Source organism: Armatimonadota bacterium (genome assembly GCA_039679645.1).
In the GTDB taxonomy this organism is placed as follows: Bacteria; Armatimonadota; UBA5829; order UBA5829; family UBA5829; genus UBA5829.
Map to the genome: position 1 here is coordinate 1 of JBDKUO010000018.1, position 12,724 is coordinate 12,724.

12 protein-coding genes are annotated in these 12,724 nt (G+C 49.8%); all 12 read left to right on the forward strand.

Features of this window, described 5'->3' with window-relative positions; genetic code table 11:
* The first annotated feature begins 177 nt into the window (after positions 1-177).
* Positions 178-1,068 carry a glycosyltransferase family 2 protein gene (locus ABFD83_04010; GenBank protein ID MEN6356230.1) on the forward strand — a complete coding sequence of 297 codons (891 nt, stop codon included), beginning with the start codon at positions 178-180 and terminating at the stop codon, positions 1,066-1,068.
* Positions 1,069-1,070: 2 nt separating this feature from the next.
* The gene (locus ABFD83_04015) at positions 1,071-1,973 is read left to right on the forward strand and encodes a glycosyltransferase (GenBank protein ID MEN6356231.1); all 903 of its coding nucleotides are present in this window, start codon (positions 1,071-1,073) and stop codon (positions 1,971-1,973) included.
* 241 nt (positions 1,974-2,214) lie between these two features.
* Entirely contained in the window at positions 2,215-3,951 is a 1,737-nt protein-coding gene (locus ABFD83_04020; GenBank protein MEN6356232.1) for an APC family permease, read from the forward strand.
* Between the two features lie 65 nt (positions 3,952-4,016).
* Positions 4,017-5,897: an APC family permease gene (locus ABFD83_04025; protein MEN6356233.1), complete on the forward strand. Its 1,881-nt coding sequence runs from the start codon at positions 4,017-4,019 to the stop codon at positions 5,895-5,897.
* Positions 5,898-5,905: 8 nt separating this feature from the next.
* On the forward strand, positions 5,906-7,099 hold the full coding sequence (locus ABFD83_04030; protein MEN6356234.1) for a universal stress protein: 1,194 nt from the start codon (positions 5,906-5,908) through the stop codon (positions 7,097-7,099).
* A 37-nt stretch (positions 7,100-7,136) separates the two neighbouring features.
* The gene (gene mazG / locus ABFD83_04035) at positions 7,137-7,934 is read left to right on the forward strand and encodes a nucleoside triphosphate pyrophosphohydrolase (protein ID MEN6356235.1); all 798 of its coding nucleotides are present in this window, start codon (positions 7,137-7,139) and stop codon (positions 7,932-7,934) included.
* Between the two features lie 152 nt (positions 7,935-8,086).
* On the forward strand, positions 8,087-8,854 hold the full coding sequence (locus ABFD83_04040; GenBank protein ID MEN6356236.1) for a BsuPI-related putative proteinase inhibitor: 768 nt from the start codon (positions 8,087-8,089) through the stop codon (positions 8,852-8,854).
* Between the two features lie 173 nt (positions 8,855-9,027).
* On the forward strand, positions 9,028-10,326 hold the full coding sequence (locus ABFD83_04045; GenBank protein ID MEN6356237.1) for an FHA domain-containing protein: 1,299 nt from the start codon (positions 9,028-9,030) through the stop codon (positions 10,324-10,326).
* Between the two features lie 67 nt (positions 10,327-10,393).
* Positions 10,394-10,966: a 4Fe-4S dicluster domain-containing protein gene (locus ABFD83_04050; GenBank protein MEN6356238.1), complete on the forward strand. Its 573-nt coding sequence runs from the start codon at positions 10,394-10,396 to the stop codon at positions 10,964-10,966.
* 165 nt (positions 10,967-11,131) lie between these two features.
* Positions 11,132-12,022: a CoB--CoM heterodisulfide reductase iron-sulfur subunit B family protein gene (locus ABFD83_04055; GenBank protein MEN6356239.1), complete on the forward strand. Its 891-nt coding sequence runs from the start codon at positions 11,132-11,134 to the stop codon at positions 12,020-12,022.
* A gap of 133 nt (positions 12,023-12,155) precedes the next feature.
* Entirely contained in the window at positions 12,156-12,290 is a 135-nt protein-coding gene (locus tag ABFD83_04060; protein ID MEN6356240.1) for a DUF4160 domain-containing protein, read from the forward strand.
* Between the two features lie 10 nt (positions 12,291-12,300).
* Positions 12,301-12,552 (forward strand): DUF2442 domain-containing protein, encoded by a 252-nt coding sequence (locus ABFD83_04065; protein ID MEN6356241.1) that lies wholly within the window; start codon positions 12,301-12,303, stop codon positions 12,550-12,552.
* The last annotated feature ends 172 nt before the right edge of the window (positions 12,553-12,724 follow it).

Genomic DNA, 12,724 nt, shown 5'->3' on the forward strand with positions numbered 1-12,724 from the left:
CACCTCCTTTCTAAGGATAAGAGTGTGGTTTGAACGGTTGGCTTAGGCCAGAACAAGATTCAAATCGCCGGAGTATCCGAGGTCGATGCTCATAACTAAACTCGCTTGCACTATTTAGTTTTCAAAGAAGATAAAGAGGTTGGAGGAATCCAACCTCTTTTTGCATGGTGCAGACATATGGTTCCGACTCCTGACAAATCAAATATCTGCGCTGTTGTTGTTACATATCACCCCGACAACAATTTTCCACAAAGAGTTAAAAGCCTCAGCGCGCAGGTCGACGTGGTGCTGATTGTCGATAACGCATCCGATCTTGATCAGAAAAAGATGATAGAGTCGATTGCCTCCCAGATAGATGCCGAGGTCGTTTGGAATAATGACAACCTCGGCGTTGCTGCCGCACTCAACACAGGCTATAATTGGGCTTCAAAAAGGGGTTATGACTGGCTTCTGACAATGGATCAGGACACGACGCTATTGGATTCGGCTATAGAATCATACAAAAAAGCGTTCACATCGTTTCCCGACTTGAAAATATGCATGATCGGCTCGAATATGAAAGACCCATTGACGCGCGAACCATATATTGAAGCTGATGTTTTTGCCAATAAAGACGCCCTGGAAGTAAAGACACTGATAACGTCCGGCACTCTTGTTTCTATTGAGGCCGCAAAAACAATAGGCATGTACAGCGAACGTTACTATATAGATTATCTGGATGCGGAGTTTTCATTAAGGGCAAGGAAGAATGGGTTTAGCAATCTCATTACCAAGGAATTCCTTATAGAGCATACAATCGGCGCGCCGCGTTATCATAAATTTCTCAGCCGCAGACTTATCACTTCTCATCACCCATCCAGCAGACGCTATTATTTGAGTAGAAACTACATTTTCCTTATCAAGGACTTTTGGCGGGAAGAACCGAAATGGCTGTTTGATCTTGGTGTAATAAAGACAAAGGAAGTAATACTCTTTCTGATGTTCGAGGAAAAAAGAGTAGATAAGCTGTGGAAGACGATTTTAGGTGCGTTTGACGGAATTGTTGGAAGAGCGGGGAAACGTTACTGAGTATGCAGATACCCGATAAGACAAATATATGCGCAGCGATCATCACGTATCATCCCGACTCCGAATTGTCGAGCAGAGTATGTGTTATAGCTCGCCAGGTAGATAAGATTTTGCTTGTGGACAACGGTTCGAATGAACATGAGTCTGATATCCTTGCGGAGACTATCAGCCAGACCGGAGCCGATATAATCCACAATACATCAAATGTCGGAATCGCAGCGGCTCTCAATCAGGCTGTGGAATGGGCAAGGGAGCATGGCTATGCCTGGCTTTTGACAATGGACCAGGATACATTGCTTGCCGAATCGGCTGTTTCGGCATATGCGCTGGCCCTGGAGTCGGTGAATGATGCCAAAGTTGCTGTTATGGGGGCCAACTTCAATGATAAGTTGACCGGCCTGCCTCTCATGCCGGAGGACTCATTCTGCGGCAGCGCTGCGATGGATGTAAAGACAGTAATAACTTCCGGCAGTTTGATGTCTATGGAGGCCGTTGACGCAATAGGTCGGTTCAGGGAAGACTTTTTTATAGATTATGTGGACGACGAATATTGCCTGAGAGCCTTGAGAATGGGGTTTCGCGTGATGTTGACTCGCGAACCCTTGATAGAGCATGCTATTGGCAGTCCCCGGTGGCATTCAATTTTGGGGAGAAAGCTGATATCTCCTCATATGTCTATTGAGCGCCAGTATTACATCAGTCGCAATTACGTTGCCATGATAAAGGAATTCTGGCGATATGAACGTCAGTGGCTTGTCGGTATGACAAAAACCCGCATAAAACAGATCATTTTGCTGATTATGTTTGAGGATCATAGAGCTGTTAAGTTATGGTATGCCTTTAAGGGACTTATCGATGGCCTGCTAGGAAGAATGGAGCCTTTGAACACCTCACCATCCGCGTGACAATTATCTCGCGTAGTGCTAGACTATTGAGGTTCACCAGTGCCGGTCGTGCCTGGTGATCATTTTTTTGTTTTGTTGGGATTGTGGAGGTAGAGATTTGTTTTCATTTCTCAGGCGCCTTGTCATTGGAACGCCATTAGCCAGTTCACGTGCTGTGCATGAGCGTTTGCCAAAGTTCCTTGCGCTGCCTGTTTTTTCATCAGACGCTGTATCCTCGGTTGCTTATGGCCCAGAGGAAGTAATGATAGCGCTAGCGATTATCGGTAGTGCCGCTTGGTCGATTTCGTTGCCGATTGGAATATGCATAGTTGCGCTGATTGCTATCGTTTCGATTTCATACAGACAGACAATCCACGCATATCCACATGGCGGCGGCAGCTACACTGTTGCCAAGGAGAACCTGGGCGTACCATATGGTTTGGTTGCAGCGGCGTCACTGTTGACTGACTATGTGCTCACAGTTGCTGTCAGCGTTGCATCCGGCATTCAGGCTATTATCGCTGTTTTCCCGAATTGGGGCACGTATCGTGTTGAACTTTGTGTAATTGCCGTGGCAATCGTGGCGTTGGCAAACCTTCGAGGTCTAAGGGAGTCGGGTGCCCTTTTTGCTCCTCCAACATACGTCTTCATATCATGCTTATATGTCTTGGTGGGTGTCGGACTCTTCAAGGTTTGGGTTCTCCATGACGTTAATAAAATCGTTCCGGCCAGCTATGCTCTTCCTGTGCTGACGCCTGTGAGCTTATTTATAATACTCAGGGCTTTTTCAAGCGGTTGCTCAGCTTTGACCGGTATAGAAGCGATTGCGAATGGTGTACCAGCATTCAAACCACCCGAATCGAGAAACGCTGCAACTACCATGACCATAATGGCAATAATCCTCGGTAGTCTTGTGTTGGGAATAACTTATCTTGGTCATGTCTATCATGCACTGCCGGGTACATTCATAACGGAGCACAATCTTCATAACTTGCCGAATTATAAAATCCTCAAGGATCAGACATTAATTGCACAACTGATTGATCACATTTTTGGTCGAGGATGGTTTTATACGATCGCTCAGTTTGCTACCATGGCAATCCTGGTTCTGGCTGCAAATACGGCGTTTCAGGATTTTCCAAGGCTCAGTTCGATCCTTGCGCGCGACCGCTTTGCTCCCAGACAGCTCACCAATGTTGGAGACCGGCTGGTATTCAGCAACGGCATTACGCTCTTGAGTCTGTTCGCAGTGTTGCTGCTTATCAGGTTTCACGGCGAAACTACACGGTTGATACCATTATATGCGGTCGGTGTATTTATTTCGTTTACACTATCGCAGTGGGGAATGGCTGTAAGGCAGCACAGGCTGAAGCATAAGAACTGGCAGGGCACGATGGCCTTAAGTTTGTTTGGAGGCATTATTACCTGCACTGTAGCTTTGGTTATTGGCATATCAAAATTTGTAATCGGCGCGTGGATGGCGGTTGCTATTATCTTTATATTGGTGATGGTCTTCTTCAAGATCCATCAACACTATATCGAACTCGGCACGCAGCTCAGGCTCCACGATGAAGACCTTCTGGAGCCGGTGGAGACTAAGACCACTTCCATAGTGCTTACCGCCGGTATTCACAGAGGAATATGGCCTGCTCTAAAGTACGCCAGGTCACTATCGCACGATTGCAGGGCTCTCTATATTGAGATCGATCCGTCTGAGACTCCGCTTGTGCGTGAGCGATGGGAAAAGTACGGGTTGGGTGTTCCGCTGGTGATCCTCGAATCCCCATACCGGTCTGTTGTCGGGCCGACAGTAAAGTACATCGAGGAAGCCAAGAAAGAGCGTCCTGATTACGTTATAACGGTTGTATTGCCGGAGTTTGTGCCTAAGAAATGGTGGCACAAGCTTCTGCATAATCAGTCCGGCATTGTCTTGAAAATCAGACTGATGCTGATGAAGGATATCATTGTAACCAATTCACGCTATTATCTGACGAGATAGTCCAAGTTTGCACGAAGGACATTGTAACGTGTAAACTGTGACAAGAACACAGGAGGTAACTATTATTGTTTGCATTTCTCAGGCGCCTGATTTTTGGAGCACCGTTAGCAAGTTCACGAGCCGTACACGAGCGATTGCCGAAGTTTCTTGCGCTGCCGGTGTTTTCATCTGATGCCGTATCTTCGGTTGCATATGGTCCTGAGGAAGTTTTGATTGCTCTTGCGGTTGCAGGCAGCATGGCTTGGGCAGTTTCATGGCCGATCGGAATATGCGTAGCTGCGCTGGTTGGGATCGTGTCGGTATCATATAGGCAGACAATATTTGCATATCCGCACGGTGGCGGAAGTTATATCGTTTCCAAAGAGAACCTGGGTGTACGATTTGGCTTGGTAGCCGCCGCATCAATTCTTACAGACTATGTGTTAACGGTAGCGGTCAGCGTTGCAGCAGGAATCCAGGCTATTATCGCCGTTTTTCCGGATTGGAGCACATATCGGGTCGAGCTGTGCATTATTGCCGTGGCGATTGTAGCCTTTGCAAATTTACGAGGTCTCAGGGAATCAGGTGCGCTCTTTGCTCCGCCGACCTATATCTTTATATTGTGCTTGTATGTGTTGGTGGCTGCCGGCCTATTCAAAGTATGGGTTCTCCATGATGTGCAAAAAATCGTTCCGGCCAGTTATGTTCTTCCTGTGCTGACGCCTATGAGCCTGTTTGTAATACTCAGGGCATTTTCCAGCGGGTGTTCGGCGTTGACGGGGATAGAAGCCATTGCAGACGGTGTCCCTGCTTTCAAACCGCCTGAATCAAAAAACGCCGCTGCCACAATGACCATTATGGCGACTCTTCTGGGAAGTCTTGTGCTTGGAATCACGTATCTTGGTCACGTTTACCACGCTCTGCCGGGAGCGTTTATTACCGAGCATAGTCTTAAGGATCTTCCGAATTATCAAGTTCTAAAGGATCAAACGCTGGTCGCGCAGCTTGTGGACCATGTATTCGGCAGAGGATGGTTTTATACGCTGACCCAGTTTGCGACTATGGCAATTCTAGTGCTGGCTGCAAACACCGCATTTCAAGATTTTCCCAGGCTCAGCTCAATCATAGCGCGCGATCGTTTTGCGCCCAGGCAGTTGACTACTATAGGTGACCGGTTGGTTTTTAGCAACGGCATTACGCTGTTGAGTCTCTGCGCGATTTTGCTGCTGATCAGGTTTCAGGGCGAGACAACACGGCTGATACCGTTATATGCGGTCGGCGTATTTATCTCGTTTACTCTGTCGCAGTGGGGAATGGCTGCCAGGCAATATAGATTAAGGAAGAGACAGTGGCAACTTCATGTGGGGATAAGCCTGTTTGGAGGTATAATTACCTGCACAGTAGCTTTAGTTGTCGGCATTTCCAAGTTCGTGATTGGCGCATGGATAGCTATCGTCATTATCATTTTGCTCGTTATGATCTTCCTAAAGATTCACCAGCATTATATAACTTTGGGCAATCAGCTCAGGATCAGTGAGGAGACATTCGAGGAACCTGTGTCTGTTAAGTCGACGGCTATCGTGCTCACATCAGGTATACATAAAGGAATTCTTCCTGCGTTGGAATATGCTCGCACTCTTTCGCACGACTGCCGCGCGCTGTGTATCGAGATCGATCCGCTTGAGACATCTCTCATTCGCGAGCGATGGGAAATGTATGGTCTTGGTGTGCCTTTGGTGATTTTGGAATCGCCATACAGGTCACTGATCGGTCCGGTGCTTAAATATCTTGAGGAAGCGAAAAAGGAGCGCCCCGGTCATGTTATCACCGTGGTGCTGCCCGAGTTTGTGCCGAAGAAGTTTTGGCAAAAAGTGTTGCATGGCCAGTCCGGGCTGTTTTTGAAGATTGCGCTCATGATGATGCCGGGCATAGTAGTAACAAACGTACGCTACTATCTGGAGAAGTAATAAAGCATATGATAATCGAAGCACGAGAAGATACAATAACTCTTCGCGGGAGCATAAAGAATAACATATGGCCTGCCATACAGGCTGCCGCTGCGCTGCTGCTGGAGAACCATCCTACCGGGATAATAATCGACTGCTCTGCGCTGGTAAAGATTACAGCCAAAGGAGCCGAAACATTTGCCGACGCATTCAGATATATTCAGGAGCGCAAAGCGCGCATAGTTGTTGCCGCGCTGTCTCCTGAGTCTCTGGAGATAGGCAAGGAAGTTCCCGGTGTAAGGTCACAGCTTCCAATCGCTGCTACTGTTGCCGAGGCGCGAGCATCACTTGAACTTGAGGAGTTGATACCCGAGCGTGGAAAAGCGAGGCTTGCGGCTGTGGTGCCGATGCTGGGTTTGTGGCAGAGCGCGGTCAGTCATGCCTGCAGGCTCGCCGTAGGTCAAAGCATTGAGGTGCACCTTGTCGACCTGATAAAAGTTCCCAGGTCCATGCCAATAGGCACTCCACTGCCTGACCGTGAGACCAGGGGCCGGCAGAGGCTGGAGCAGGGCAAGGCTCTTGTCTCGGGGATGGGGTTTAAGGTTTTCGAGCATGTGGAGCGCGTGAGGGCCGAGTCTGCGGGATTGATCGAGTTTGTAGACCAGCTTGGCGCGGACTATGCAGTCGTCAGTATTGATGATTCCGATCCATCTGTGCCGCGAATGGACGAATCGGATGCGATGTCTCTCGTTGAGGCTGCAGGTTTTGAAGTATCCCTCGTCAAGGGGGCGTCCGCTGAGAACACGGCGCATGCCAGACATACTATCGTGCCTGCGGTAGGCTCCTGGGTCCATGCTCTCGAACACGCTTGCAGACTGGCCAGGGGTGAGGGCGCATTGATAACTGTGGTCTCGCTGATAGTCGTGCCGCGGACAGAACCTATAAATGCTCCTCGGCCTGATGCCGAGGCTGCAGCCGCCGATGCCGCCAGAGAAACAAGCAGGATCGGCAAGCAGTATGGTGTCAAGGTGGAGCATGTCATCGAACGGGTGCGTGATCCTGTCATTGGTTTCATGAAGATGTTTGATGCGGGCAAGATCGACCTGGCCGTGGTTGGGATTATGAGGGAGACGACGGGCGATTATCATGTTGCCCATGCGATAGCTCAGAGCCTGCTGCAAGAATTGCCATGCGAGACTGTTTTCCTTCGCACCGGCAAATAGACGTTGTGACGCTAAGACATAATGATACGAGGAAGTAATGACGCAAGACAGAATATGTGATGAATGGGCAAAACTGGTTGAGACTGTCGCCAGGCTGCGCGGACCGGACGGCTGCCCGTGGGACCGTCAGCAGACCCATGAGTCTCTTAGAAAGTACGCGATTGAGGAAACCTACGAGGTCGTCGAGGCAATTGAGACCGGCGATCAGGTAAAGATAGAAGACGAGCTTGGGGATATGCTCCTTCAGGTCCTTTTGCATGCTCAGATAGCAAGCGAAGCCGGGCAGTTCGACATTGCAGGAGTATGCAAAGTAATTCGCGAAAAGCTCCAGCGCAGGCATCCGCATGTATTTGCCGACACGCAAGTCTCTGGTGTCGAGGATGTGCTTACAAACTGGGACAAGATCAAGCATGCAGAGCCGGGCTATGAAGACAGGAAGTCTGTGCTCGACGGGGTGCCAAAGAGTTTACCTGCGCTTATGCGTGCTGCCAAGCTGAGCAAGAAAGCGGCTAAGACGGGTTTCGATTGGCCGGATGTGCATTCGATCTTTGACAAAGTCGAGGAAGAAACTCACGAACTAAAAGAAGCGATTGCAAGCAGAGACAAGGCCAAAGTCAAAGAAGAGATAGGCGATTTGCTTTTCACCATAGTGAATGTCGCCAGGCATGAAGAGATCGACCCGGAAGAGGCTCTCCGTGCGATGCTGGGTAAGTTTAGAGACCGGTTTACACGGATCGAGGATTATGCCAGGCAGGCTGGTTGTGAAATCTCAGACCTTTCCCTGGATGAGATGGACCGCATCTGGGATGAGGCAAAAACAGGTAACAGGCAATAGGCAAGCGAATTGAAAGACTGCAGACGTCTTGATGGGTAAGGATCTCCGAATCCTTACCCCAAAGCCAATGCCGGATCTCCGAATCCGGTAAAAGGGCGCGATAAAATAAAAATCGGGCGCGCCCGAAAAGAATTGATCCAGGAGGCGTAATTATGATTCCACGGTTCCTGATTATAGCGATTCTTGTGCTTGGTTCGGCTTCGATCCCTGCGCATGAGCCGAATCCCGGCGGTCTGCTCCAGGGCGTCAAGACATCGACTGAGAATAATGCCTTGGGAGCGCCGGTTGAGTTTACATTCGCCGTCCGCAATGCCACAGATATACCCATCACATATACATTTCCCAGCAGTAAACAATTTGATATGTGGATTACTCTTGCAGGCCATGAAATATTTACTCTGAGTAAGAATCAAGTATATCTGCAAATGGTTACGACTCTCACACTCGATCCCGGCGAAACCAGGAACTTCACGGCCACATGGGATCAGAAAGACGATTCGGGCAAGGAAGTAGGGCCGGGGACCTACAAGGTCAGCGCTCAATTGACTCCAAGGGGCGATAAGCCGCCTGCTGTAAGCGCAAAGTTTGCAATCGGCAAGAAAACTGCCGCATTGGTTCCATTGACAGTAAAAGAGGTTGTTAAGCGGGCGAAAGAGATGGAGAGCCGGATGGTTCAAATCACCGGCACATTCAGAGGTTTCCAGCCTGATCCGAATGATCAGAACACTAAAGGCGGGCCTCCGGTAACCCGCAGCGACTGGGCTATTTGCGATTCTACCGGCTGCATATACGTCACCGGCAAAGTCGCGCTTGATCCCGAGAAAGACATCGATACAAAAATCAGTGTGACAGGCAGGGTTAATAAGACAAATAAGGGTCAGGTCTATCTTGTTTTAGAGAGCGCAACTGTTCAGAAATAGTAAACTGAGCGCATATTCTGATCGTCGGAGATTTTAATCCCCGACGCACGTATGTGGGACTTGAGTCCCTGAATGTGGTTTGATCCATGATTGCAAGTTAAGGATTGATATCCTTAATACAGCGTCCGGGGTTCAACCCCTGGACTATCGGCTGTTCTTTAGGAAGAAAGGGCATGCAAAACGTACGCATTTCTCGCTTAATATTGCTCAGTGTCGCAGGCGCATTGGCCGGCCTGATGATCTTTCTGATTATGAACCCGGCAATGGTTAAGGAAGAGACAGGCAATGCAGTCGACAGTTCGAGTGATGTGTTTATCAGCGCGGTGCTGCTCGGCGCATCATTTGCTGCAATGCTCGGCGGTATTCTTCTCGTAGCTGATGAACTCACGTCACCACCCAAACGAGTCATTATCAAGATGGCGACTGCAGTGTCAATAGGCGCAATGGCAGGAACAATCGCCGGTATGATCGGTCAACTCGTATTTTCCGCAATGGCTTTTACTATGTCTTTGCTGGATCTTGTGATCGGCAGGACAATAGGCTGGGCAGTAATTGGCGCGGGTGGGGGAATGGGCGTCGGGTTTGCCATGGGGTCATGGCAGCGCGCACGAATGAGCATGCTCGGCGGTCTATTAGGCGGAGCGGCAGGCGGATTCCTGTTTGATATGATCTGTTTCGTGACCGGTGGCGGCAGTATGAGCCGTTTTGTAGGATTTATCCTGATGGGTGCTGCGACAGGCGCGGCGGTCGCCTTGGTCGAGGATATAGCCAAGCAAAACTGGGTCACTGTCCTCACCGGGCCAAAGGAGGGCAAGAGCTTTATCCTTACCAAACCGACCACCACTATTGGCCGCGACGAGCTGGCCGACATTCCTCTCTTTGGCGACCAGTCTGTGGCCAAACAGCACGCATACCTTATCCTTCAAAGCAATGATGTGAGTGTGAAGAGCGCGACTGGAGTCACTGTCAATGTGAACGGAACCGCGACACAATCGTCTCAGCTCAGGGACGGCGACCTGCTTACAGTTGGGCGGTTCAACCTCCGGTTTCATCAAAAAGCCGGTTCATATTCGAGTGCTCCAAGTGCAGTTGGGCAGCCTCAGCAGAGATGGTTCGATAGTCAGCCGCAAGCGACACCTGCACCTGCGCAGCAGACAATTGTCCAGCCGACGGCGGCAGGAACTCTATCTCTGTCTGTAATCGGTGGTCCGCATATGGATCAGTTGTTTCAGTTCGGACCTGGTTTGATTAAGATAGGTCGCGAGTCTGGATGTGCTATGCTTCTTGCGCAGGATACTATGGTCAGCCGAAACCATGCCGAGATCGTCTGGGATGGTGCGGGCTGGACTGTCAATGACCTCGGCAGCACAAACGGTTTATGGGTGAGGGGTCAGCGAGTGCGGGAGCACAGGCTGCAAATCGGCGATCAAATAGGTGTCGGCCAGACGGTGTTACGTGTGGACTCGATTTGACGCTGCTTTCTTTCCAATGCTATCATGTCTGTGGTAAAATTGCTCCACAAGTTTAAGGCAGGCGCGTATGTTGACTTCCGAGACAAAGCAGGACATATCCCCACTGGGTTCGCCCGGTTCCAAAATCGACCTCACGTTCAAGCGCAGGATCGCTGAGATTTGCGGTGAGAACGTTATGAGCTGCTATCAGTGCGGCGAATGCACTGCGGGATGCCCGGCGGCATTCAGCATGGACATCGCTCCCAATCAGGTGATGCGCATGGCTCAGCTCGGTATGAAAGACGAAGTGCTTGAAAGCTCTTCTATCTGGCTGTGCGCCGGATGCGAGACCTGTGCCACACGATGCCCGCGCGGTGTCGCGCTCTCCAAGGTAATGGATGCCTGCCGCCAGTTAGCCGTCAAAGAGGGCAAGCATATTAAGCAGCCGAATGTATTGAAGTTTCACAAAGAGTTTCTGAGGCAGGTGACCTGGCACGGCCGCGCTCACGAAATCGGCCTTATGGGTATCTACAAGGTCAGAAGTCGCGACCTTTTCTCGGACGTTTTCTCCGGTATCCAGATGTTTCTTAAGGGCAAGCTTGGCCTGATACCGAGCAGGGTGAAAGGGCTTGCCGAGGTCCGGGGTCTGTTTAAAAAGTAGTGGAGAGTCGAGAGTGGAGAGCTAAGAGCCCAGAGTGGAAAGCTGAAAGTGGAGAGCAGATAGTCGCAATTATATACAAACACTCCACATCAAGTCATTCCGAGCGCAGCGAGGAATCTGTTTTTGACCGACAACCGACAACCGACAACTGAGGACTAATAACTCATGAAATACGCATATTTCCCAGGCTGCAGCCTGGAATCGACAGGAAAAGAGTTCAATGAGAGCACCCGCCTGGTGGCGGAGGATTTGGGGATCGAACTGATCGAGATACCCGACTGGAACTGCTGCGGGGCTACATCCGCTCACAGCCTCGATCATAAGCTCAGCATAGCCCTGCCCGCCAGAAACCTCGGGATAGCGGAGAGCATGGGGCTGGATGTGATCGCGCCGTGTGCGGCGTGCTATAACCGCATGCGCGGCGCTGAGGTCGAGATGAAAGAAAATGCCGATCTCCGCGACCGGATCAATTCCGACCTGGAGAAGCCGTATACAGGCAAGATAGGCGTAAAATCGGCTCTGGAAGTGTTCACCTTCCCCGAAGTTCTCGAAAAGGTTGCCGAAAAGACCAGCCGAAAGCTACCTGGACTTAAACCTGCGTGCTATTATGGGTGTCTGTTAATTCGCCCGCCCAAGGTCCTGGGCTTTGATGATCCTGAAAACCCGAAGAGTCTGGATACGGCTATGGAGATGGTGGGCGCGGAGCCTGTCGAGTGGTATTTCAAAAATGAGTGCTGCGGCGCCAGCTTCGGCATCGCAAAGAGCGATATGGTGGTCAAACTCGTAGGCGATATTATCTCGAATGCCAAAAAGCATGGCGCGAACTGCATTGTTACAGCCTGCCCACTTTGTATGACCAATCTTGAGATGCGACAGGCAGCCGTAGGCAAACTCCGCGGCGAAGACCTGACTATGCCCATCTTCTACTTCACTGAGCTGCTGGGTCTGGCTATGGAGTCTCAGGGCGTGAAAAAGTGCTTCGCCAGCCATTTGGTGGATGTCAACCCTGCGCTGGATGCGATAGGCAGAGAACAAGCGGTTCTAGTTGAGAGTTGAGTGCAGCCATGCCAAGGGTATCTGAATTTTTTGGTATAGCAATCTATATGTATTATCGTGAGCATCAACCTCCGCATTTCACGCTATTTATGGTGATGAAGAGGCTCTAGTTGCTATAGAATCACCATCAATAATCGCAGGGAGGCTTAGCCCACGAGCTATTGGCTTAGTAATGGAGTGGGCAAGTATACACAAAGATGAACTACTAAAAAACTGGAGTTTAGCAGAATCTCAATTGCCTTTGATTCGGATAGAACCATTGAGGTAGGTGACCAGTTATGCATAAAGCCGTGTTAGTTGAACCGCTGACCGAGTACCGATTGAGATTATCGTTCGATGACGGATTAACAGGTGAGGTAGACCTTTCAAATATGGTCGGTAAGGGTGTATTTGAAGTGCTTGCCGATCCTGTTGAGTTTGCAAAGGTCTATATTGACCATGATACACATACGGTGGCTTGGCCGGGTGAAATTGATCTGTGTCCTGATACATTATATGAAGAAGTGCAAAGCCAACAGAAAGCCGCGTGACTCGGCGTATGAGTGAAATCTTGGTGTTTGGTGTTTCGAGACTTGAGAGGCTGTCTCATAATCACAAAAATTCAAATCGTCAAGAAACTCACGAAGTGAGGATTAGCAGGAAAGGGCTTCCCAGAAGTGTAATGACATCTGAGACCTGCCGATAACGCTAATTCTGTTCGAT